General features: G+C 70.5%; 9 protein-coding genes. All 9 read left to right on the forward strand.

Annotation, left to right across the window (positions count from 1 at the left end; translation table 11 throughout):
• The first annotated feature begins 3 nt into the window (after nucleotides 1–3).
• From AB0M24_RS00925 to AB0M24_RS00965, 9 genes are read left to right on the forward strand one after another with little or no spacing between them, the layout of a single operon-like run.
• A complete protein-coding gene (locus AB0M24_RS00925) occupies nucleotides 4–3,312 on the forward strand; it encodes an amino acid adenylation domain-containing protein (protein WP_363758964.1) in 3,309 nt (1,102 codons plus the stop codon).
• A 7-nt stretch (nucleotides 3,313–3,319) separates the two neighbouring features.
• Nucleotides 3,320–6,313 (forward strand): amino acid adenylation domain-containing protein, encoded by a 2,994-nt coding sequence (locus AB0M24_RS00930; RefSeq protein ID WP_363758967.1) that lies wholly within the window; start codon nucleotides 3,320–3,322, stop codon nucleotides 6,311–6,313.
• On the forward strand, nucleotides 6,310–7,296 hold the full coding sequence (locus AB0M24_RS00935) for a hypothetical protein (protein ID WP_363758970.1): 987 nt from the start codon (nucleotides 6,310–6,312) through the stop codon (nucleotides 7,294–7,296). The genes AB0M24_RS00930 and AB0M24_RS00935 overlap by 4 nt, the downstream gene beginning before the upstream one ends.
• Nucleotides 7,293–12,266, forward strand: coding sequence for an amino acid adenylation domain-containing protein (locus AB0M24_RS00940; protein WP_363758973.1), 4,974 nt, complete (start codon nucleotides 7,293–7,295; stop codon nucleotides 12,264–12,266). Before AB0M24_RS00935 ends, AB0M24_RS00940 begins: the two co-directional genes overlap by 4 nt.
• Nucleotides 12,263–20,890: an amino acid adenylation domain-containing protein gene (locus tag AB0M24_RS00945; RefSeq protein WP_363758976.1), complete on the forward strand. Its 8,628-nt coding sequence runs from the start codon at nucleotides 12,263–12,265 to the stop codon at nucleotides 20,888–20,890. The genes AB0M24_RS00940 and AB0M24_RS00945 overlap by 4 nt, the downstream gene beginning before the upstream one ends.
• Nucleotides 20,887–22,476: a condensation domain-containing protein gene (locus AB0M24_RS00950; protein ID WP_363758979.1), complete on the forward strand. Its 1,590-nt coding sequence runs from the start codon at nucleotides 20,887–20,889 to the stop codon at nucleotides 22,474–22,476. Before AB0M24_RS00945 ends, AB0M24_RS00950 begins: the two co-directional genes overlap by 4 nt.
• Entirely contained in the window at nucleotides 22,473–25,055 is a 2,583-nt protein-coding gene (locus tag AB0M24_RS00955; RefSeq protein WP_363758982.1) for a penicillin acylase family protein, read from the forward strand. Before AB0M24_RS00950 ends, AB0M24_RS00955 begins: the two co-directional genes overlap by 4 nt.
• Nucleotides 25,052–25,453, forward strand: a complete 402-nt coding sequence (locus AB0M24_RS00960; protein ID WP_363758985.1) for a hypothetical protein — start codon at nucleotides 25,052–25,054, stop codon at nucleotides 25,451–25,453. Before AB0M24_RS00955 ends, AB0M24_RS00960 begins: the two co-directional genes overlap by 4 nt.
• Entirely contained in the window at nucleotides 25,446–25,643 is a 198-nt protein-coding gene (locus AB0M24_RS00965; RefSeq protein ID WP_363758988.1) for an MbtH family NRPS accessory protein, read from the forward strand. The genes AB0M24_RS00960 and AB0M24_RS00965 overlap by 8 nt, the downstream gene beginning before the upstream one ends.
• Nucleotide 25,644: the final 1 nt, after the last annotated feature.

Genomic DNA, 25,644 nt, shown 5'->3' on the forward strand with positions numbered 1-25,644 from the left:
CCGATGTCCCTCGACCCGATCGTCGACGAGTTCCTGGTGAACGCCCCCGACGTGGCCGCGCTCGAACAGGCGCTCACCGCGGAGGCGTCCAAGCGCGTGGAGCTGCGCGCCTACTTCCGCGAGCTGGACGGCACGCCGGTGCGGCTGGTCGCCCGCCGGATCGCCGTCCGGATCAACGACGACTCCCCGCTCGACCCCGCCAACCCGCCGCTGTTCCGGGTGTCGGTCGCGGACGGCGTGCTGCGCGTGGTGATCCATCCGCTCCTCGACTGCCATCCGTTGCCGGGCGCCGAAGTACAACCCGGCGGCACCGGCCGAGCCACCGCGTGGGTTGAGCTCGAAGGCGTCACCGAAGACGTCGTGGCGGCGCTGGGCGGTCTGCTCGTCGAGGGCGAACCCTCCACTGTGGACTTCGCAGGCCATGTGCTGACGCGGGTCGTGCCGGTCGTCGAGGCGGACGAACCGGTGGTGCGCGTCCAGGGCGGTCAGGTGCGGGTCGAACACGCCGACGCCGAACGGTGGCTGGCCCGCCTCCAATCCCTCGTCACGACAGGGGAACTGCTGCCGCCATCGGAACGAGATCAGCTCCGGGCCTGGTCGACCGGTCCGCGCACACCCGCTCAGCCACCCGTGCACGAACTCGTGGAGGCGGCGGCGAGAGACCACCCCGACGCGGTCGCCGTTCGGTGCCAAGACGAGGTGCTGACGTTCCGCGAACTGGACGAACGCGCCAACCGCCTGGCGAACGCGTTGCGCGCCAGGGGAGTGCGCGTCGAGGACCGGGTCGCGGTGTGTCTGAACCGCGGTCTGGACCTGCCGGTCGCACTGCTCGGCGTGCTCAAGGCAGGTGCCGCGTACCTGCCGCTCGACCCCGCCAACCCACCGGGACGGCTCGCGTTCCTCGTCGCCGACGGCGGCGCCCGTCAGCTCGTCACCTCACCGGACCTCGCGAGCCGCGTGCCCGTCCTGCCGCGCCGCAGGCTCCTGCTCGACGGACTCGACAGCTACCCCACGACGAAACCGGAAGTCGAGGTCCACCAGGACAACCTGGCCTACGTCCTGCACACCTCGGGCTCCACCGGCGTGCCGAAAGGCGTCGGCGTGACCCACGGAGGGTTCGCGAACTACGCCTCCTGGGCTCAAAAAGCCTATGAACTGGAGAAAGGCAGCGGTTCGCCGTTGCACTCGTCGATCGGCTTCGACCTGACCGTCACCTCGCTGTTCCCGGCCCTGGCCGCCGGACGCACGGTCACCCTGACCGACGCCGACGTCACCGGGCTGGCCAAGGTGCTGAGCGACGGCGGGCAAAGCCTGGTGAAACTGACCCCCGCCCACCTCGACCTGCTCGGCGCGCTGCTCGCACCCGAGGAGTTGGCCCGAGCGACCAGGCGACTGGTCGTCGGCGGCGAAGCGCTGTCCGGCCAGACCCTCAGCGCGTGGACCGAACACGCGCCGGAAACGCTGGTGGTCAACGAGTACGGCCCCACGGAGACCGTCGTCGGCTGCTGCGTGCACGAGGTCGCCGCTGGTGCCGCCCCGCCCGGCCCGGTTCCCATCGGCAGGCCGATCGACAACACGACACTGCACGTCCTGGACGAGCACCTGCGTCCAGTGCCGATCGGAGCACGAGGAGAGCTGTTCATCGGCGGCGCCGGGGTGGCGCGCGGTTATCTGGGCCGGCCGGGCCTGACCGCGGAACGATTCGTGCCGGATCCCGCAGCACCTGGAGAGCGCCTCTACCGCACCGGCGACGAGGTCCGGTACCGCGAGGACGGCGTCCTGGAGTACCTGGGCCGCGCCGACGACCAGGTCAAGGTGCGCGGCCACCGGATCGAACCCGGCGAGATCGAGATGACCCTGGTCCGGCATCCTGGCGTCAGCGCGGTCGCGGTGATCGCCCGCGAGGACGTTCCGGGCGACCGCAGGCTCGTGGCCTACTACGTTCCGGCCGGGGAGCCACCCGACGACCTGGCGGACTTCCTGCGGCGCACGCTGCCCGACTACATGGTGCCCGCGCACTACGTCGAACTTCCTGAACTTCCGTTGACCCGCAACGGAAAGGTCGACCGGGCCGCGTTGCCCGCCCCCGGAGTGAAGACCGAACTCGAACGGGACGCGGTGCTCGACGAGGACATCACCCCGGTAGGCCTGCCCAGTGCGAACGTCCTGCACCCGCGGCACATCCTGCTGACCGGCGCGACCGGCTACCTCGGCGCGTTCCTGCTCGCGGAACTCCTGCAGACCAACACCGTGCACTGTCTGGTGAGATCAGACGACGACCAAGCCGCCCGGCAACGAGTGGAAACCTGTCTGCGCGACTACCAGCTCTGGCACGACGACTTCCGCGACCGGATCGAAGTCGTGCGAGGCAGCCTCGATCAGCCGAGACTCGGCCTGGACGACGACACCTATGCCCGGCTCGCCCTGCAAATAGACGTGATCTACCACTGCGGCGCGCTGGTGAACTTCGTCTTCCCGTACGCGGCACTGCGTCAGCCGAACGTGCTGGGCACCAAGGAGATCCTGCGTCTCGCCTGCACGACCAAGGCGAAAGCCGTGCACCACATGTCCACATTGGACGTCCTGATGCACGGGAGTGACAAAGATGTCCGCGAGGACACCGTGATCCCGCCGAGCGAGGTGGTCGGCGGCTACGACCAGAGCAAGTGGGTGGCCGAACAACTCGTCGCCGCGGCGGGGAAACGCGGTCTCCCGGTCGTCCGCTACCGCCCCGGCGCGATGCTCGGCCACAGCGGCACCGGCGTCGCGAACCCGTCCGACTACTCGTGCGTGCTGGTGAAGGGCTGCGTACAGCTCGGCATCGGCCCTGACCACGACCTCAGCCTCAACTTCATGCCGGTCGACCACGTCAGCCGCGCGGTCGCGCACCTGTCGCGGCAACAGGACTCGTTCGGCCGCGTCTTCCACCTGAACAACCCGACACCACTGCCGCTCGCCGACGTCTGGCGGTGGATCACCGACTACGGCTACGAGTTCGAGATCGTCGACGACACGCGCTGGCGTGCGGCACTGGCCGGCGTGGGTCCCGAGAACGCGCTGTTCCCCGTGGTTCCCCTGTTGCTGCGCGAGGACTTCGTCGACCCCAGGGCCGGCGGCGAGTACAGGGTCGACCGCACCAACACCGAGACCGCGCTGGCCGGCACCGGTCTCACCTGCCCGCCACTGGACGCCGCACACGGCCGCCGCGTCCTGGACCACCTGGTGCGCACGGGCTTCCTCCCGCCGGTTGTGCGGGGAATGTGCGCCGCCGCACCAGCATTCCGCGACACGGCCCGGATTCGACTGGAGTGATCGAGCTATGAGCGACACCGATACCCGGCTGCTGCACCGCTTGGTCGAGCAGCAGGCCGATCGCACCCCGCAGGCGTGCGCCGTCACGCACCTCGGCGCGGACCTGAGCTACGCGGAGCTGGACGCGTGGGCCAATCGGCTGGCGGACGCCCTGCGCGAGGCGGGCGTCGGCGTCGAGACCAAGGTCGCCGTCATCGCCGAGCGCTGCACCGAGACCGTCGTGGCGCTGCTCGCGGTGCTCAAGGCGGGCGGCGTGTACGTGCCGATCGACCCCGCGAACCCGCCGCGCCGGTTCCACTACCTGATGACGGACTCTGGCGCGTCCGTGCTGGTCACGCCGGAAGCACTGCGCGGTGCCGCACCGGAAGGCGAGTGGACGACGGTCCTGTCCGACGCCGAGCACCTCACGGACCGGTCGCCTGAGCGACACGACTCCGGAGTGGCGCCGGAGAACGCTGCGTACGTGATCTACACCTCCGGATCGACCGGCGAGCCCAAGGGCGTCACCGTGGCGCACCACCAGATCGTGCACACCACGCTGGCGCACAACGACTTCGACCGCCAGCCACCGGCCTGCTTCCTGATGCCGATCTCGTTCTCCTTCGACGCCAGCGCGGTCGGCCTGTACTGGACCCTCGCGACCGGCGGCCAGGTCGTCCTGCCCTCGCCGGAGGAGCACCGCGACCCGCGCAAGCTGCGCGACCTGATCGCCAAGCACCAGGTCACCCACCTCGACTGCACGCCGTCGCTGTACTCGCTGATCCACGCCGACGACGCCGGTCCGCTCGGCAGCCTGCGGTGCGTGATCGTCGGTGGCGAGGCGTGCCCGAAGTCGTTGGTGGACCGGCACTACAAGCTGTTGCCGGACTGCCAGTTCGTGAACAACTACGGCCCGACCGAGCTGACCGTCTGGGCGACCACGGCGTTGCTGGACCCGGAGTCGGCGGTGGTGCCGATCGGGTTCCCGATCCCGGGTTCCGGCGCACATCTGCTCGACGACGACGGAGAACCTGTCGCGGACGGCGAAGTCGGCGAGCTGTTCGTCGGGGGCGTGAACGTGGCACGCGGCTACCACAACCGGCCTGGCCTGACCGGGGAACGGTTCCTGCCGGATCCCTGGACGCCCGGCGGCCGGATGTACCGCACCGGCGACCGCGCCCGCCGCCTGCCCGACGGGCAACTGGAGTACTGCGGCCGCGTCGACCACCAGGTCAAGGTGCGCGGCTACCGGATCGAGCTGGCCGAGGTCGAGCACGCCCTCACCGCGCACCCCGGCGTCACCGAGGCCGTCGCGGACGTCCGTCAGGTCGGCGAGAGCCGCAACCTCGTGGCCTGGGTCGCGGGTGACGTGACCGCCGACGACGTGCGCGCCCACCTGGCCGAGATCGTCCCTGCGCACATGGTGCCCAGCTCGCTGGTCGTGCTCGACGTGTTGCCCCGCAACGTGGCCGGCAAGCTCGACCGCGCCCAGTTGCCGGAACCCCAGCGTTCGAGCGGCGACGGCCGGGAGATGACCGCGCTGGAGACCGAGGTCGCCGAGCTCGTCGGGGAGATGCTGGGCGCCGAGAAGGTCGGCGTGCTGGAACCGTTCTTCGAGCTGGGCGCCAACTCGCTGCTCCTGGCGAGGCTCGCGCTCGCGCTGTGGAGCCGGTTCGGCGTCAGCATCCCGATGCACCAGCTGTTCGAGGTTCCGCACGTGGCGGGCGTGGCCAAGATGGTCGAGGCCGCCAAGCGCAGCGCCGCCGCCCAGCAGACCGGCACGCTGGAGGAGGTGCTGGTCGAGACCGTGCTGGACGAGTCGATCCGCCCGGCCGCCGATCTCCCCGACGCGAACTGGACCTCGCCGTCGCACGTCCTGCTCACCGGGGCGACCGGGTACCTGGGCGCCTTCCTGGTCAAGGAGCTGCTCGACCACACCGACGCCACGGTGTGGTGCCTGGTGCGGGCGTCCTCGCCGGGCGCGGCCAAGGACCGCCTGCGCGACGTGATGCGCCGGTACCTCATCTGGGACGACTCCTACGAGGACCGGATCGCGGCCGTGGTCGGCGATCTCGGGGAACCGCTGCTGGGTGTGGGGGAGGAGGGGTTCGCGAAGCTCGGCGGGACGATCGACTCGATCTACCACGTCGGCGCGCTGGTCAACTTCGTCTACCCCTACAGCGCGCTGAAGCCCGCCAACGTCGACTCGGTTGCCGACGTGCTGCGGCTCGCGGTCACCAGTCAGCGCAAGGCCGTCCACTACATCTCCAGCATCGACACGTTCCTCCACACCGGACTGGACCGGCCGTACATGGAGGACCCGGAGCTCGTGCCGCTCGAAGTGCCGGAAGCCTATGCCCGCAGCAAGTGGGCCGGCGACCACCTGGTCAGGATCGGCCGTGAGCGCGGGATTCCGGTTGCGCTGTACCGGCCGGGCATGATGATCAGCCACACCGAGACCGGCGCGACGCAGTCGAGTGACTACCTGCTGCTGCAGATCAAGGGCCTGCTGGAGTTCGGCGTGGTGCCGTCGATGGACTACCTGTTCGACGCCATCCCGATCGACTACGCGGCCAGGGCGATCGCGCACATCTCGCTGAAGGACTCGTCGATCGGCCGCAACTTCCACCTGTGGAACCAGAATCCCGTGCCGCTCGTGGAGGTCTACGGCTGGGTGCGCGAGTTCGGCTACGACTTCGAGATCGTGCCGCTGGAGACCGCGGTGCAGCACCTCGTGACGCTGGGCCCGGACAACCCGCTGTTCCCGTTGCTGCCGTTGCTGTTCGAGGAGCGGACCACGTCGGTGCTGCCCGCGTTCACCCGTGAGGTGCTCGCCGTGACGGACCTGTACGCGGAGTGCGCCAACACGTTGGACGCGTTGCGCGACATCGGGCTCGAGTGCCCGCTGATGACCGCGGAGCTCGCGCACAAGTGCTTCTCGTACATGGTCGACATCGGTTTCCTGCCGTCGCCGGAGGTCCAGCGGGCCCGCCTGCGGGACCGGGCCGAGGTCGCTCGATGACGCTGATCCTGTTGCACCCCACGAGTCTGCCGCGCCGCGAGGAGCAGCTGAGCCTGGCGGTCGACGCGCCGGCACCGCTGCGGCTGGCGCGGCGGCTCGCGGCCGGGGTGTCCGGCACCGACCTGCTGGACCGGTTGCGCGCGTTGCCCGCCCGCAGCGGTGCGGTGGCGCTGGCCGAACGCGTCGACTCCGGTGTGCCGTACACCTACGACCACCGGCTGCGCGAGTTCGACGAGCACTTCGGCGTGCGGCGGGTGGATCTCGACACCGACGGTGTGTTCGCGCGCTCCCTGTTGGTGGCCTACCGGTCGTTGCTGGAGGAAGGGCTCGCCAGCGGGACGCGGATGAGCTGGGCGCGGTGGTCGGCGCTGGTGTCGATGCTGCAGACGATGATCGTGCGCTGCGCGGGCGAGACCGCCGATCTTCCGGTCGCGGTGCGGCCGCCGTTGCTGCGCTGGCACCTGGATCCGGAACGACGCTGGCGGGTCGGGCATCACGTGTTCTTCGTCGTGACGCAGTGCCTGATCGTGGCGCTGCAGTCGTTCGTGACGGCGCTGGGCGAGGACGATCTCGAAGGCGCCCGGCGCGGGCTGCGGCTCGCGACCCGGTTGCTGGACGCGTCCAGTGCCGCGTTCGTGTTCACCGCGGAGTTCGGCGCGAACCAGTACCACCACACGGTCCGGCCGACGATGGAACCGCCGTTCGTCTCGGCGGGGTTCAGCGGTCTGCTCTCGCCGGACCACCACTACCTCGTGCGGCTGTTCGCCGAGGTGCGGCCGGCGCTGCGGGACCTGCCCGCGGACCTGGTCGCCGATCACGCCGCGTTCGTGCGCGCGCTGGGCGCGGTCTACGAGTCGCACAAGTACGTCTGCGCCCGCTTCGGCGGTGACACCGGCGCGAGCCTGCGTACCGGCGCACTGCCCGCCGTGGAGGTCCTGCACGCGCTGAAGCTGGCCCGAACCAAGATCGTGGGGAGACCATGAACTTCGCGGACGTGTTGTGGGACCGCGCCCAGGCCACGCCGGAGCGGCAGGCGCTGACGTTCGGTGGCGTCGGGCTGAGCTACGGCGAACTGCACTCGCGTGCCGCCGTGGTGGCGGCTCGGCTGGCGGCGGTGACGCGGCCAGGTGATCGGGCGGTGTTGTTGCTGCCGCCCGGATTGGAGTACGTGGCGGCGTTCTTCGGCTGCCTGTACGCCGGGGTGATCGCGGTGCCGACCTACCCGCCGCTCGACGAGCGGCAGATCCCGCGCCTGGTGTCGGTGCTGCGCGACTCGCGTCCCAGCGTGGTGCTGACGTTGGCCGGGATGGTCGACGCGGCACGGGAAAGCCTGGCGCGGTGCGGGTTCGCCGAGCCGGTCACGTGGCTTTCCGCCGAGGCCGGGCGCGGAGAGGTGGGCATCTCCGCGCCCGTCCGTGGTGACGTCGCGTTCCTGCAGTACACCTCGGGGTCGACGAGCACGCCCAAGGGAACCGTGGTCACACATGCCAACCTGCGGCACAACTCCGAGGCGATCCAGTCGCTGTTCGGCGCGGGTGTGGACAGCGTCGCGGTCGTCTGGTTGCCGCCGTACCACGACATGGGGTTGATCGGCGGCATCCTGCAGCCCGTCTACGGCGGGTTCCCGGTGCACCTGATGTCCCCGCTGGACTTCCTGGCCGACCCGCGGTCGTGGCTGGAGACGGTGAGCTCGCATCGCGGCACCGCCAGTGGCGGGCCGAACTTCGCGTTCGACCTGTGCGTGCGGAAGATCGCTCCCGAGCAGCGCGCCGGCCTCGACCTGTCGAGCTGGGAGGTCGCGTTCTGCGGTGCCGAGCCGATCCGGCCGGCGACGCTGGAGCGGTTCGCCGAGGCGTTCGAGCCGCACGGGTTCCGCCGCGAGGCCTTCTACCCCTGCTACGGGCTCGCCGAGAGCACCTTGATCGCGACCGGGGGCACGCGGCTGACCGGGTACCGGACGCGCGACGGCGTCGTGTCGTGCGGCAAGGCCATCGCCGGTTCCACGGTGGAGATCCGTTCTGCCGAGGGGGTGTTGCTGCCCGACGGCGAGGTCGGCGAGATCTGGTTGAGCGGCCCGAGCGTGGCGCGCGGTTACTGGGGCGACGAGGCGTTGTCCGCGGAGACGTTCACCGCGGACGGCCTGCGCACCGGCGACCTCGGGTCCCTTGTGGACGGTGAGCTGTTCGTGTCGGGGCGGTTGAAGGACGTCGTGATCGTGCGTGGCCGCAACCTGTTCGCCGAGGACGTCGAACACGCGCTGACCGGATGCCACGCGGCGATCCGGCCGGGTGCGGTCGCGGCGTTCGAGGTGGACGGCGAGCTCGCGGTGCTCGCCGAGCTGGTCGGGGCCGCCGACGGGGTGGTCGAGGCGGTTCAGTCGACGTTGATCGGGACGTTCGGTGTGCGGGCCGAGCACCTGCTGCTCGTTGCTCGGGGCACGATTCCCAAGACGCCCAGTGGCAAGATCCGGCGTGCTGAGTGCGCGCGGCTGCACCGGGAAGGTTTGCTGGAGCTGCTGGGCTCTGATGCGTCCACTGTGGATGGTCCGGCCGAGTCGGCCGCTGTCCGGATCGCCGAGCTGGCGGCCACGGTGCTGGAGATGTCATCGGTGGCGCCGGATGCCTCGCTGACGGCGGCCGGGTTGGACTCGCTGCGCGCGGTCGAGCTGCGGCAGGCGGTGCAGCGGTCGCTCGGCCTCGAACTGCCGCTCGCCGAGCTGCTCTCCGGAGCGAGCTCGGCGCGGCTGGCGGAGGTCGCCGCGGAGGCCAAGCCGGTCGAGGAGGTTTCGTCGGACGGTTCGCTGCTCAGCGGCGGGGAACGCGGACTGTGGCTCGCCACGCGGCTGTCCGGCGATCCCGACCACTACGTGCTGGCGGTCGGGCTGGAGGTCGTCGGCGGGATCGACGAGGAGACGGCGACCCGCACGATTGACTTCCTGGCCGAACGGCATCCCGCGCTGCGCACGTACTTCCCGGACGTGGCCGGTGTTCCGCGCCGCGAGCCGTGCCCGAAACCGCTGGCGTTGCGGGTGGTCGACACCTCCCCGGAGGAGTTCGAGGCCGCTGTCACCGAGCACGCGGCCGAAGGGATCGACCCGGCCGGCGGGTCGCTGTGGCGGGCGACGCTGATTCGCGCCGACGGACGCGACGACGTGCTCGTGCTCTGCGCGCACCACATGGCGTGCGACGTGTGGTCGTTGGACGTGCTGGCGCGCGAGTTCGGAGAGGCCTACCGGTCTTTCCTGGGCGGTGTCGCTCCACAGTGGACCGAACCGGGCGATCCGGCGCGGTGTGCGGCGCGGCAGGAAGCCCTGCTGAGCAGTGAGCGCGGTCGTGAGCTGGCGTCGTTCTGGGAGTCGGAGCTGGCGGAGTTGCCGCCGTCGGCCGCGTTGCCGCAGGCTCGGCCGCACCGGCTCGTCGCCGCGCCGACCTCGCGCCACCGGATGCAGCTGTCCGGCGCGGTTCTGGCGGCGGTGCGGGACCTGGCTTCTGCAGCCGGTGTGACTCCTTATTCCGTGCTGGCCACGAGTTTCGCGTGGACGATGCACCGGTACACGTCCGAGAACCGGTTCGTCCTGGGTGTGCCCGCACCCGGCCGGCTCGATCCCGAGTCGGTGTCGGCGGTGGGCTACTTCGTCAACCCGCTGCCGCTGGTGTGCGAGATCGACCCGGACGAAGACTTCCGCGCGCACCTGGGGGCGTTCAGCGGCCGGGTCGCGGCGGTGCAGGCGCACCAGGAGTACCCGTACCAGCGGATCGTGGAGAACCTCGTGCCGGCCGAACGCGGGTCGGACCTGATCCGCGTGCTCTTGTTGCAGCAGCAGACGCCTGGTGGGCACGCGCTGTCGTTGCTGGCCGACGAGGGTGATCTCGGTGGGCTGCCGGCCCGGACCCGGTTCGTCACGCAGCGCACCGCGCCGTTCGAGCTGACCGTGGAGATCGTCGCGACGGCGGCGGGGTTGCGGTGCTCGCTGACCTACGACAGCGAGGCGCTGCGCGAGTCCGAGGTGGCCGCGTTCGCCAGGCACTGGGCCAACGTGCTCGACGCCGTCGTCACGACGCCTTCGTTGCGGCCGCACGAGGTCGCGATGCTCACGTCGGCTGAGCAGCAGGTTTTGCTGGGGCACAACGCGAGTGCGCCGGTCTCGGAGATGCGGTCGTTGCCGGAAGCCGTGCTGGCGATGTGTGCTTCGGTGCCGGATGCGGTTGCCGTGGTGGACGAGGAAGGCTCGTTGACCTATGGCGAGCTGGCCTCTCGGTCGGCTGCGCTCGCCGTGGCGCTGGGTGACGTGCCGGACGAGGCTCCGATCGCGGTGTTGCTGCCCCGTGGCCGTGATCTGGTCGTGGCGATGCTGGCCGCGCAGCGCATCGGGTCGCCGTACCTGCCGCTGGACGTCGACCACCCGGATCCCCGGCTGGCCGCGATCCTGGACGACGCAGCGCCGCCCGTGCTGGTGACGAACGCCGCGCTGGCACGTAATCGCGCCTCGCTGCTGCGCGGCCGGGTGGTGCTCGTGTCGGAAGGTGGGGCTGGATCGGGCCCGGCTGGGCCCACGCATCCGGACCGCTTGGCGCACCTCATCTACACGTCCGGGTCGACCGGGACGCCGAAGGGTGTCGCATGTGGACACCGGGGTGTGCTGAACCTGGTCTCCGACTTCGTGGCCCGCGTACCGCTCGGCCCCGGCGACGCGTGCGGCTGGTGGACCAGCCCCGGTTTCGACGTCTCGGTGCACGAGGTCTTCACCGCGCTGGTGTCCGGTGCGACCGTGCACATCTGCCCAGCCGACGTGCGCAACGACGCCGAGGCCGTGATGCACTGGCTCGCGGATCGGCGGATCGTCAGCGCGTACCTGCCGCCGCACCTGCTGCCTGCTGCGGCCGACTGGCTGGCTTCCCACCCGGTGTCGCTCCGAGCGCTGCTGGTCGGGGTCGAGCCGATCCCGCAACCGTTGCTGCGGCGGATCGCGGAGCACGTGCCGTTGGTGATCAACGGGTACGGGCCGACCGAGACGACCGTGTGGGCGACGTTCCACCACCTCGATCCCGCGGGGTCGGAGGAGGGCATCACGCCGCTCGGGTTCTCGGTGACGAACGGTCCGATCCACCTGCTGGACGGCTCCGGAAACCTCGTGCCTCCCGGTGCCGTCGGCGAGATCCACATCGGTGGCCTCGGCGTCGCGCGCGGTTATCGCGGTCGTCCCGGGTTGACGGCTGATCGCTTTGTTCCGTCGCCATTCGATGCGGGACAACGGCTTTACCGGACCGGCGACCGCGCGTACCACCGCGAGGACGGACAGCTGGTGTTCCTCGGCCGGTCCGACTCACAGGTCAAGGTGCGCGGCATGCGCGTCGAGCCGCGCGAGGTGGAGGCAGCCCTCGCGACCCACCCGGAGGTGCGCACGGCGTTGGTGATCGCCGAGGGCGCGGCGCCCGCGACGACGCTCATCGGGTACGCGCTCGTCGACCCCGGCGCGACACCGGATCTGGCCGCACATCTGCGTTCCCGGCTGCCGGGGCCGATGGTGCCCGCGCAGCTGGTGCTGGTGACCGAGTGGCCGATGACGGTCAACGGCAAGATCGACAGAGCCCGCCTGCCCCGGCCGGCCGCGGCGACGTACGCCGAGCCGGTGGGGGAGATCGAGACCGTGCTGGCCGAGATCTTCGCCGGCCTGCTGGACCAGCCGCGCGTCGGCCGTTTCGACGACTTCTTCCACCTCGGCGGCCACTCGCTGCTCGCCGCGCGGGTGTCGGCGGAGGTCGCGGCCAGGCTCGACCTGCCGGTGGAGCTGCGGCACGTGCTGGAGCACCCGACCGTCGCCTCGCTGGGTGAGGTGCTCGCGGCGCAGGGCCCTGCCGAGGTCAGCGGGATCGACCTGAGCGCCGTCCTGCTGAGCCACGTCGCGGCGCTGCCGGTGGAGGCGTTCGAGCAGCTGGAGGGGGATCGGCCGTGACCACGACGTTGACGGAGGCCCAGCGCGCGTTGCTGGCCCGCATGAGCGCACCGGCCGGTGAACGCTCAGGCCTCTTCCCGGTGACCGCGGCCCAACGCGGACTCTGGTTGCACGACCAGGTCCGCCCCGGCGACAGCGCGTACCACATGCCTGCCCTGCTGCGGCTGCGCGGCCCGCTCGACGTTCCAGCTTTGTCGCGTGCTTTGCAGGGTCTCGTGGATCGGCACGAGTCGTTGCGGACGACGTTCGTCTCGGTGGACGGCCAGCCGCTGCAACGGGTCGTGGCCTCGCAGTCGCATGTGCTGTCCGTTGTGGACTCTTCGTCGGTCGACTCGGCCATCGCTTCGGCGCGTGCTCGTGCGCTGGAACCGTTCTCGTTGAGCTCCGGCCCGTTGTTCCGGTCCGTGCTGTGGAGGTTGGGTCCTTCCGATCACCTGTTGCTGCTGGTGGTGCACCACATCGTCGCGGACGGGGTGGCGGTGTCGGTGCTGTTCGCGGAACTGGCCGGAGCCCCCTCCGTGTCCGCGCTGCACCCGGTGGACCTGGCGCTGCGCGAAGTCCCTGCCGACACTCACTACTGGACCTCGCTGCTCGACGGCTTCGTTCCGCCGCTGCTGCCGTTGGTGGTGGGAGAACCGGGCTGCCGAACCTCCCACCACCCCGCGCCTTCCGTGCAGTTCCCCGGCGTCACGGACTACGCGGTGTGGCTCGCGGCCGTCTCGGCTGCCTGGGGACGCCTGACCGGCCGTTCGGACGTGGTGATCGGCATGCCGTTCGCGGGCCGCGGCACCCCGTCGACCCAGCACACCGTCGGTTTCCTCGTGACCACCCTGCCCGTGCGGCTGCGCTGGGACTGGACCACGACGTTCCACGACCTGGTCTCCTTGGCCGGCGACGCCATCCGTTCGGCCATCGCGCACGCCGCAGTGGTGCAACGCCCGAAGCTCTTCGACGTCCTGCTGACGATCACCCCGGACCTGCCGGTGACCTCGCTCTTCGGTGCCTCCGCATGCGTCGTGCCGCTCGAGGCCGGTTCGGCGAAGTTCCCGCTCACCGTGGACGTCAACTCCGGCGGCCTGACCTGCGTCCACGACACCGCGGTGCTCGACGACGACATCGTTCTCGGTGTCGTGTCGGCGATGCGCGCGGTGATCACTTCTCCTTCTTTGCCGGTGGAGGAGATCCCGCTCGCTTCCCCGGTTTTGGCCGCGTCTCTGCCGTTGTGCGTCGGCGGAGACCTGCTGCCGCGCGCGGATCGTCTGGCCCGCACCATTCGCAGCCACTGCGACGACGTGACCCTGACGAGCCGTCCGGTGGCGGTGTTCGCGCCGGCCGGCCCTGATCTCGCTCTGGCCTGCCTGGCCGTGGTGCGCGCGGGTGGGCACCACCTGGTGTTGAACCCCGACGACCCGGCCGACCGGATCTGGACCGCCGTGGCTGAGCACGACCCGTGCCTGGTGGTCACGGCAGGTGCGACGTCGATGGCGGGGTTCTCGGGCGTGCCGCGGATCAGCGTTGACAGCGCGGCTGATCCGGGTGGGGAACTGCCTGCGGCGCACGCGAGCCTGCCGGCCGCGGTGCTGCCGCCTGGAGTAGTGGTGAGCCAAGGGGATCTGGCTCAGATGGCTGGGGGCGGGGTGAGCGCCGGGCCGGTGGACGCGCCGGGTGGAGGTGCGCCGCTTGGGGGCGCGTCGGATCGGGATGCACTAGGTGGGGGTGCGCCGGCGGCAGGAGGCATCGCGCCGGTGGGGTCTGCCGACGCCGTGATCGACGTTTGGCGCACCCTGGTGTCGGGTGTCGGTGCTGGGTCCGGCGGCAACCCGGTGTCGTGTGGCAACTCCGCCTCTCGCATTCCTTCCGCCTCCCAGGCCCCTTCCGCCTCCCGCGCTCTCTCCGCGCCCGGCGCCCCTGCTGCCCACTCCGCGTTCGGCCTGCCCTGGTGGCACGACGCCGACACCCGCGTGCTGGACGCCTACCTCCGCCCCCTCCCACCGGGCTGGCCGGGTGAGCTGTGCGTAGCCCTCGACGGGCTCGGTTTCGCCGACCTGCCCCGCCTCACCGCGGAACGCCTGGTCCCGGGCCACCACACCCGCCTCCTGCGCACCGGCCTCCAAGCCGTGGCCCGCACCCAAGGCATCGAGCTCGTCTCGCTGGAACGCTGGCTCCGCGCGCAGCCCGGCATCACCGACGCGGCTGTGACCACCCGCGACGGCACCACCGTCGCCTATCTCGCGGGCACCGCCGATCACGACGAACTCCGGACCAGGCTCGGCGGGCACGCCCCGCGGTTCGTTGCCGTAGAAGCCATTCCTCGCACCCCAGACGGCGAGCCGGACGTCGCACGGCTGGCGCCTCCGCCCGACCGCGAGCCGCCCCGAGGTCCGCTGGAGGAACTGGTCGCGCGCTGCTGGGCCGAGGTGCTCGGCACGAGCCAGAACATCGCCAGGACCGACGACTTCTTCGCGCTCGGCGGTCATTCGCTGCTGGCGACGAAGCTGGCCGCGCGGCTGTCCAAGGAGCTGGACCGCGACGTCGGCGTGGCGGCGGTGTTCGGGCATCCGACGGTGGCCGGGACCGCGCGGGCCATCGAGGAGCAGCGGGATCGCGTTCCGTTGCAGCGCACGGAAAGCCGCGAGTCGCCGTTGTCGTTCACGCAGCAGCGGATGTGGTTCACCCAGCAGTACGACCCCGAGTCGCCGCGGTTCACGATCCCGCTGGCGGTGCGGCTGGAGGGTGAGCTCGACGAGAAGGCGTTGCGTCAGGCGCTGGCTGTGGTGGTGGAGCGGCACGAGCCGTTGCGGTCGCGGATCCGGGACGGGGTGATCCATGTCGATCACGAGACGATGCCGGAGCTGACCATCGTCGAAGCAGGAAACGAAGCCGAAGCGCAGAGGATCCTGGACGAGGCGGCACGCACCCCGTTCGACCTGACGAACGAGCACCCGTTGCGCGCGAAGATCGTGCGGTTGAGCGACCAGGACAACGTTCTCGTGCTCACCGTGCACCACATCGCCTGCGACGGCTGGTCGGTCGGCGTCCTCGCCGAGGAACTGTCCACCGCGTATGCGGCGATCCGTGCCAACGAGCAGCCGGAACTGCCCAAGCTGCCGATCGGGTACGGCGACTATGCGCGCTGGCAACGCGAACTGCCGCACGACGACCTCGCCCGGCACTGGGGAGATCGCCTGAAGAACGCACCCGTTCTCGACCTGCCCACCGACAAGCCGCGGCCCGCCGTGTTCCGCGGCCGTGGCGGCACGGTGCCGATCGGGCTGGAGGCTGGCGGGACCGCGGCGGTTCGCAAGGTCGCCCACCAGCACGACGTCACGCCGTTCATGGTGTTGCTGGCCGGGCTCGCGATCGTGTTGAGGAAGTGCGCCGGCCAGGACGACCTGGTGGTCGGCACGCCGATCGCGGGACGCGAACGGCCCGAGGTCGAGCACCTGATCGGCTGCTTCATCGACGTGGCGCCGCTGCGGCTCGACCTGAGCGGTGATCCGGAGGTGCGCGAGGTGCTGCGCCGGGTCCGCGACACCTGCCTCGACGCCTACGCGCACCAGGGCCTGCCGTTCGAACGGCTCGTCGAGCACGTGAAGCCCGAACGCGACCTGTCCAGGACACCGGTGTTCCAGGTGATGCTGGCGCTGGAGAGCGGTCCGGTGCCCGCGCCGAAGTTCGCCGGGGTCGACGCCGTTACGCCGATCCGGGTCGACAACGGCACCGCCCAGCACGACCTCACCTTCTGGCTGCGCGACCAGCCGCACGAGATCGGCGGCCACGTCGAGTTCAACCTCGACGTGTTCTCCGAGCTGGGCGTGGAACGCCTGGTCGAACGGCTCGGCACGGTCCTCGAACGCCTCGCGGCCACGGACGAGCACACCCGTCTGTCCGAAGTGGACGTCCTGCCCGACGGCGAACGGCGCTGGCTGCGAAGCCTCGGCACCGGTCCGAGCGTCCCCATCGCGCCTGGTTCGGCGGCACACCACATCCACCCGCGCGCTGTCGTGAAGGACGACGAAGCGGAACTGCATGCCGAAGAAATCATCAGGCGTGCCAACGAGATCGGCACTTCGCTCGTCCAGAAGGGGATCGGCAGGGGAGACGTCGTCGGCGTGCTGCTGCCCCGCTCGGCGCACGTCGTGGAGGCACTGCTGGGCGTGTGGCTGACCGGCGCCGCCTACCTCCCGCTCGACCCCGCGTTCCCGGAGCAACGGTTGCGCGCCATGGTCGCGGACTCACACGCCAAGCTCGTCATCCACACGACCGAAGACCTCACCGGCGCCGACGAAACGTTGCCCGAGGTCACCGGTGACGATCGGGCGTACGTGATGTACACGTCCGGTTCAACGGGTCGGCCCAAGGGCGTGCTCGTTCAGCACAGCGCGGTGCTGAACCTGCTCGACTCGATGACCGGCGCCTGGGGACTCACCCAGGACGACACGGTGGTCGCGGTGACGACGCTGTCGTTCGACATCTCGGTGCTGGAGCTGTTCGGGCCGCTGCTGAGGGGCGCGCAACTGGTCGTGGCGTCGGCGGACCAGGCATCGGACCCGGTCCTGCTGGCCGAGCTGATCAACCGCAGCGGAGCCACCGTCGTGCAGGCCACGCCGTCCACGTGGCGGATGCTGCTGGACAGCGGGGCACAACTGCCGCGCGGACTGCGGGCGTGGTGCGGCGGCGAGGCGTTGCCGGCGGACGTCGCCAAGGCGCTGCTCGCGGCCGGGCTCGTGGTGGGCAACCAGTACGGGCCGACCGAGACGACGATCTGGTCCACAGTGGACAGCGTCACCGACCCGGACGCCATCGGTCTCGGCCGGCCGATCGCCAACACCGACGTGCTGATCCTCGACGACGCGCTGCGGCCCGTGCCGGTCGGCGTGCTCGGCGAGGTGTGCCTCGGCGGCGCCGGTGTCGCGCACGGCTACCACGGCCGCCCAGGGCTGACCGCGGACCGGTTCGTGCCCTCGCCCGTCGCGCCGGGGCAGCGGATGTACCGCACGGGCGACCTCGCGCGGATCACGCAGGACGGCGTGCTGCGGTTCGAGGGCAGGCGCGACGCGCAGGTGAAGATCCGCGGACACCGCATCGAACCCGGTGAGGTCGAGGCCAGGCTGACCGATCACCCGGACGTCGCCGAAGCGGTCGTCACCGCGCGCGACGACCGGCTCGTCGCCTACGTCGTCGGACCTGCCAACGCGGACGAACTGCGCGCCCACCTGCGGGAGTCGTTGCCGGAGTACATGGTTCCGTCGGTGTTCGTCGAGCTGGACCACGTCCCGCACACCCCCAACGGCAAGGTCGACCGCGCGGCGCTGCCCGACCCGGCGGCAACCACCACGAGTGAGCAACGAACCGGCCCCCGCACGCCGGAAGAACAGGCCCTGCACGAGATCTGGGCGGACGTCCTGGACCTGCGCCCCGAGCAGATCTCGGTGTTCGACTCGTTCTTCGACCTCGGCGGTCACTCGATGCTGGCCACCCGCATGGTCACGAAACTGGGCCATCGTCTCGCGTTGCGCGAGGTGTTCGAGCACCCGACCATCGCCGAGCTGGCGACCCGGTTGGCCGGCGAGGCCACAACCTCACCGATCATCCCGTCGGCCAGGGACGAGCTGTCGTCGGCCCAGGAACGTCTGTGGTTCCTGCACCGCCTCGACGGCCCGAACCCCGTCTACAACATGCCGTTCGCGCTCAGGCTGACCGGCGCGCTGGACGTCCCCGCGTTGTCCCAGGCGCTCGTCGACGTCCAGGCACGCCACGAAGTCCTGCGCACGGTCTTCGCCGAAAAAGCAGGCGTGCCGAAGCCGGTCGTGCAGGAACCCGCGGATGTTCTCGAAGTCGTAGCTATCACCGAACCCGAGCTGGACGAGCGGATCGCCTTAGCGGCGGCACACGCGTTCGACCTGACCACGAGCATTCCCCTGCGAGCGTGGCTGTTCCAGCTCGAACACGACCACGTGCTGCTGATCGTGCTGCACCACATCGCCGGCGACGAGTCGTCGATGCGGCCGCTGCTCACCGATCTGACCACTGCGTACGCGGCTCGCACCAACGGCAACACGCCCGGCTGGGAACCGCTGGCCATCCAGTACGCGGACTACGCGGCCTGGCAGCGTCAGCAGCGCGACGACTCGCTGCCGTTCTGGCGGGAACGGCTCGCGGACCTGCCCGTACGGCTGCGGCTGCCCGGCGAACGACGCGGCCCAGCACAGCCCACGCACCACGGCGACACCGTCCACTTCGGACTGGAAACCGACGTACACGAGCTCGCGGCCCGCCACGGCGTGACCCCGTTCATGGTGTGGCAGGCGGCCGTGGCCCTGCTGCTGCACCGGATGGGCGCGGGCACCGACATCCCGCTCGGCACCCCCGCCGACACCCGCGGCCACGCCGGGCTGGATGACCTCGTCGGCCTGTTCCTGAACGCGGTGGTGCTGCGCACCGACCTCTCCGGCGACCCGAGCTTCGCCGCGCTGCTCAAGCACGTCAGGGACGCGGACCTCGCCGCGTTCGAGCACGCGGACCTGCCGTTCGACCGGCTGGTCGAGGCGGTCAACCCGGTCCGCACGCCCGGCGCGCACCCGTTGTTCGGCGTGTACGTGGCCTACCGCGGCGAACCGGCGGCGGCACCCGCGCTGCCCGGCCTGACCGTCGAGCCGTATCCGGTGCCGGAGCTGTCCGCGAAGGCGGATCTCGCGTTCGCCCTCGACCACACCGGCCGGGTCTCGATCATCTACGCCACCGACCGGTTCGCCAGGCCGACCGTCGAGGACCTGGGCGCACGCCTGCGCGAGGTGCTGCGCCAGGTCGCCGCCGACCCGAACCGGCCGATCAGCACCGTCGAGGTGCTGGCGGACGGCGAACCCGACCGGCTGCTCGCGGACTGGAACGACACCGCGTGCACCCTGCCGGACGCCTGCTTCGCCGACCTCTTCGAGGCACGCGCCAAGATCCGCCCGAACCACCCCGCTGTCGTGTTCGGCGCCGACGCACTGACCTACGCCGAACTCGACGCCGCCGCGAACCGCCTGGCGCACAAGCTGATCGAGCGCGGCGCGGGACCGGACGAGCTGGTCGGCGTCTCGCTGCCCCGCTCGCTGGAGATGATCGTCGCACTGGTCGCGGTGCTGAAGTCCGGTGCCGGCTACCTGCCGCTCGATCCGGCCTACCCGGCTCACCGCGTCGAGCTCATGATCGCCGACGCCCGCCCGGTGTTCGTCATCGGACCGGACGACCTCGACGCGACCGGCTACCCGGACCACGCGCCCGAACGCATCACCCAGCCGCAGAACCTCGCGTACGTGATCTACACCTCGGGTTCCACCGGAACGCCGAAGGGTGTTGCGGTGACGAACGCGGGCGTGCAGGGCTTGATCGCCACCGCGAGAGAACGTTGTGGCGTAACGGAAGAAAGCCGCGTGGTGCAGTTCGCCTCGGTGAGCTTCGACGTGGCGTTCTGGGAGCTGTGCATGTCACTGCTCGTCGGCGGCACGTTGGTGGTCGCGCCGAGCGAGGTCCGCCTGCCCGACCGCGCGCTGACGGACTTCCTGTCCCGCAACGAGATCACGCACATGGCGCTGCCTCCCTCGCTGCTGGCCGTGCTCCCGGAGGGGTGTGAACTGCCGACGAACGGAACCGTGCTGACCGGCTCGGAAACCGTGCCGGCGGAGGTGGTCGGCCGGCACGGACCCGGCCGGACGCTCTTCAACGCCTACGGGCCAACGGAAGCCACCGTCAACTCGACGCTGTGGCGAGCCGGTACCGGTCCGCTGGATGCCGTGCCGATCGGCGTGCCGGACCCGGACACGACCGTCTACGTGCTGGACGGCCTGGACCTCGTCCCACCCGGCGTCATCGGCGAACTGTGCATCGCGGGCAGGGGCCTGGCGCGCGGCTACCTCGGTCGCCCTGGCGCCACCGCGGCGGCGTTCGCACCCGACCCGTTCGGCCAGCCGGGCAGCCGGATGTACCGGACCGGTGACCTCGTGCGGTGGACGGCCGGTGGTGAGCTGGAGTTCTTCGGCCGCAAGGACCACCAGGTGCAGGTGCGCGGGTTCCGGGTCGAGCCGGGCGAGGTCGAGGAAGCGCTCAGGAAGCACCCCTCGGTCACCGAGGCCGTCGTCGTCCCGGACACACCAGGCCCCGGCCAGACCCGGCTGGTCGCCTATGTCGTGGCCGACGACGTGGAACCGTTGCGCGACCACCTGCGCGAGCTGCTGCCCGCCCACATGGTGCCGTCGCTGTTCATCCCGATGGACCGGATTCCGCGCGCCACCAACGGAAAACTCGACCGCGTGAACCTGCCGAAGCCCGGTCTGACGGCCGTGCGCGTGCAGGAACCACCGGTCACTGACCTGGAGAGGACGGTCGCGGCGGTGGTGTGCGAGGTGCTCGGCGTCGGTGAGATCGGCCTGCACGACGACTTCTTCGAGCTCGGCGGTCACTCGTTGCAGATGCCGCGGATCGCGGTGGGCGTGCGGGAACGGACGGCCACGGACGTCTCGGTGAAGGACGTGTTCCTCGCTCCGACGGTGGCCGGAGTGGTGGCCGCGCTGGGGCGTGGCGTCCGCACGGCGCCGATCGTGGCGGTCGACCGCGCGGCCCGCAGGCGGGTGGCGCCATGAGCGAGTACACGTTCCCGCTCTCGTTCCAGCAGCACCGGTTCTGGTACCTGGAGCAGCTCAACCCCGGTGCCGCCTACCACCTGCCGATCCTGTTGCGCCTCAAGGGAGACCTGCGGGTGGACCTGCTCCGGCAGGCCCTGCAACTCGTCGTCGACCGGCACGAGGTGCTGCGCACGCGCTACCAGCCCGACGCGCAGGTGCAGATCGTCGCCGAGGACTGGACGGTGTCGATCACGCTCGTCGAAGGTGACGTCGAGCAGATCAAGGCTGAGGCGCTGGCCGAGCCGTTCGACCTGTGGTCCGCGCCGCCGGTGCGGATCGTGCTGATCAGGACCGCGCCGGACGAACACGTGTTGCTCATGGTCGTGCACCACATCGCGTGCGACGGCTGGTCGTTGGGCGTGCTGGGCCGCGAGCTGTCCATCGCTTACACGGCGTTGCACGAAGGCCTCGAGCCCGAACTGCCGGAACTGCCCGTCCAGTACGGGGACTACGCGCTGTGGCAGCGGGAGACGATGTCCGGTGACGTCCTGACCGCCGGTCTCGCGCACTGGACGAACGTCCTCGTCGGCGCACCGTCCACTGTGGAGCTTCCGACGGTCCGGCCACGCCCGGCCGAGCCGACCCTGGCCGGCGACCGCGTCCAGCTCACCGTCCCGCGGGAGCTGAACCGCCAGGTGGAGCAGCTTGCCCAGCGGCACGGCGCAAGCGTGTTCATGGTCGTGCTGATCGCCTACGCCACGGTCCTGACCCGGTTGTCCGGCCAGGACGAGGTCGTCGTAGGAACCGCGATCGCCGGACGCGACCGCCCCGAGGTGGCCGGTCTCGTCGGCTGCTTCATCGACGTGGTCCCGCTGCGCCTGAACACGGCGAAGACCTCGGCTGACGAGCTGCTCGCCCAGGCGCGCAGGGTGTGCCTGGACGCCTACGCGCACCAGGACGTGCCGTTCGAACGGCTCGTCGACCACCTCCGCCCGCCACGGGACCGCACCCCGCTGTTCCAGGTGATGTGCAACGGCCAGGACACACCGAGGCACGACGTCAGCTGGCCGGGTGTTGACGTGACCGGTGAGCAGCCAGAACCAGGTGTGTCCAAGTACGACCTGACCCTCGACGTGCACCAGACCTCGGACGGACTGCTGCTGGACCTGGAGTTCAACCGGGACGTCTTCGACGCGACGGGGATGACCGACCTGCTCGACCGGGTCGCCGAGGTGCTCGACTGGCTCACCGACGACACGCGGCCGCTGTTCGGTGACGAACCGCCACGGCCCGCACCCCAGGTCAGCCGGATCACCGCGCCCGCCCCACGCGGGGAGAGCGCGGCCGTCGAACCGCGCGACGAGTTGGAGGCGATGGTTCTCCGCCACCTGCGCGAAGCGTTGGGAGACAAGAACATCGGCGTGACAGATGACTTCTTCGAGCACGGCGGGTCGTCGCTGGCCGCGATGACCGCGCTCGTGCGGATCCAGCAGGACACCGGGCAGCGGCTGAACCCTGCCGAGATGTTCGGCGAGCTGACCGCGGAGGCCTTCGCCGCCCGGCTGCGGGCCGGACACGACCACGAAAGCGAGCGGAACCGATGAAACGTGTGTCCCTCCGGCGGCTGCTGGACGTGCTGGGCGGGCTGGTGTTCGCGCTGCTCGTGCTCGTGCCGTCGGTCACCGGCCTCGGCGCGCTGCCGGCACTGGGCGGCGCCCTCAACCCCGGCACCGGCGTGTGGCGGATCTCCGCCGACGCCGGCACCGCGCAGTCCGGCGATCTCACCCTGCCCGGCCTGAAGCAACCCGCGACGGTGTCCTTCGAGGACAACGGCATCGCGCACGTCAAGACCGGCGACGACGCCGACCTGTTCCGCGTCGTCGGCTACCTGCACGCCCGCTTCCGGCTGGTGCAGATGGACCTCACCCGCAGGCAGGCGACCGGCACGCTGTCCGAGGTGATCGGCGCCGCGACCCTGGAGGTCGACCGGTTCGAGCGCGACCTCGGCCTGCGCCGGGCCGCGGAACGCGACTGGGCCGCGTTGAAGGACGACAACCCGGCGAAGACGACGCTGCAGGCCTACAGCGACGGCGTCAACGCGGCGATGCGCGAGCTGCGGTCGGACAACCGGATGCCCACGCAGTTCGCCGTGCTCGGCTACGAACCGGCCGACTGGTCGCCCGTGGACAGCCTGGCCGTGCAGCGGCTCGTCGGGCAGAAGATCAGCTTCGACTCCCAGGCACCGCTGTTCTCCTACGCCGAGAAGACGATGCCACCCGAGGCGTTCAAGGCCTGGTTCCCGGACGTGCCCGAGAACCAGCAGCACCCGTACGCCAAGGGGCCGTTCCAGAAGCTCCCGCTGACCTCGTTGCCGCAGCGCGCGTTCCCGGACCCGGCGACCACGTCGGGCAAGGCGAACGCCGCCGGTCAGACCAAGCCGGGCGGACCTCTGGCCGTGGGTGCCGAGCTCGCGTCGCTACTGGCCTCGCTGGGAGAGCTGCCGGACAACGGGTCGGGCACGATGGGGCACAGCAACAGCTGGGTCGTCTCCGGCAGCCGCACCGAGTCCGGCAAGCCGATCCTGTCGGCCGACCCGCACCTGCCGCACAGCCTGCCGTCGATCTGGTACCAGCTGGAAGGCCGCAGCCCCGGCTACCACTTCACCGGCGTCACCACGCCGGGCCTCCCGGTGCCGTTGCTGGGCAAGACGGACGACTTCAGCTGGGGCCTGACCGCGTCGCAGCGGCCCACCACGTTGTACTACCTGGAGAAGACCGAGGAGGGTCGGCCCAACGAGTTCTACTCCAAGGGATCGTGGCAACCGATGACGTTGCTGCAGGAGAAGATCGCCGTTCGCGGTCAGTCCGATGTGGACCACACCATCAGGCTCACCTCGCACGGCCCGCTGATGGAGAACGAAGGCATCACCGCGGCGGTCTGGTGGGCGGGCACGTTGCCCAACGACAACCTGCACAGCATCCTGAAGATGTTGCGGGCCAAGAACGTCGGCGAGTTCCGCGACAGCCTCAGCAACTGGGTCACACCGGCGCTGAACTTCTCCTACGCCGACCGGCACGGTGACATCGCGATGTTCAACGCGGGCGTCGCACCCCAGGTCGACGGGCACCCGCCGACACTGCCGCTGCCCGGTGACGGCACGGCGGAGATCGCCGGGTCGATCCCGTTCGAGGCACTGCCGTCCTCGGTCAACCCGCCGGAGGGCTACATCGTCTCGGCGAACCAGCGCGAGGTCACCGGCGACTACCCGTACCAGTACTCGACGTCGTACAACTGGGTCCTGCACGGCTGGCGTGACGGCGAGATCGTCGACCGGATCACCTCCGCCGGCAAGCTCTCGTTCGCCGAGACCGCCGCGCTGCAAAGCGACTGGCACGACAACAACGCACGCCAGCTGGTTCCGTTGCTGCTGGAGGCGCTGAACGGCGAGAAGCTGTCGGACGCCGAGCAGAAGACCGTGGACATGTTGCGGGCCTGGGACTACAACGCGACACCCGAGTCGCTGGCGCCCGCGTTCTTCGACTCCTTCAAGAACCGGGTGTCGTGGGTGACGTTCGAACCGTGGTGGAAGCACTACGGCGTCAAGCAGAACCCCGGCGAGTACCTGCTGCCGAAGGGACCGGACGCCGGTGCGTGGGCGCAGGAGACGTTGCGCGGCACGGTGCTCGGCTGGATCCAGCACGACCCGGAGAACAAGTACTTCAGCCTGCCCGACGGCACCAAGCGCACCACCACCCAGGTGCTCCGCGAGGCGTTCCACCAGTCGGTGAAGCGGACCGTCGACAAGTACGGCGCCGACCTGAACGGCTGGCGCTACGACAAGTACCAGAAGGTGCTCTTCCCGTCGCTGCTCGGCATCTCGGCGCTGGACGTCGGCCCGATCCCGTGGGGCGGCAACCCGCGCACGATCAACACCGCGGTCGGCACGCGGGACGACGACAACGGCAACCCGTTGTCGAACCTCGCCACCGCCGGGCCGACGTGGCGGCTCAACGTCGACTGGGGCACCGGTGAGGCCAACTCGATCTTCCCGGCCGGGCAGAGCGAGAACCCCATGTCCCCCTGGTACGCCAACGGTGTTCCGGTGTGGTCGAAGGGGCAGTTCTGGCCGGTGCTGGAGAACGACGCGGTCAAGGCGACCGCCGAATGGAGGTTGGGGTCATGAGGACCGTGCTCATCGGCGTCGCGGTCGCGGTGCTGGACGCGGCGGGACTGCTCGCCGGCTGGTGGTGGGTGACGGTCCTGGTGGCCGCGCTGGCCGCGTACCGGTTCGCGGGCAAGAGGGTGCTGCTCGCGGTGCTCGTCGGCACCGCGCTGGCGTGGGGTCTGTCGATGCTGGTGCAGGCGGGGTCGCAGTTGGGAGCGGTCGCCGATCTCGTGGCCGCCATGGCGTTGAACGCCCGCGGTCTCGGCTGGGTCGTGATCGTGGTGTCCCTGGTGTACGCGCTGCTGCTGGCGTTGGCTGGGAGCTGGCTCGGCGGGGTGGTGCGGCGGTTGTCCGCGCCGCAAGTCGCATCGGTGCAAGAGGAATCCGTGGAGATCGTGGAGGCACAGCATGTCTGACCAGTACACCGTCGTGATCAACGACGAGGAGCAGTACTCGATCTGGCCCGCCGGGCGCGAGGTGCCCGCCGGGTGGCGCGAGGCCGGCGTGAGCGGCGACAAGCAGACGTGCCTCGCCCACATCGACGAGGTGTGGACCGACATGCGGCCGTTGAGCCTGCGCAAGCACATGGCGGAAGCGGGGCTGTGAC

It is taken from the genome of Lentzea sp. NPDC051838 (genome assembly GCF_040681245.1).
GTDB lineage: Bacteria > Actinomycetota > Actinomycetes > Mycobacteriales > Pseudonocardiaceae > Lentzea.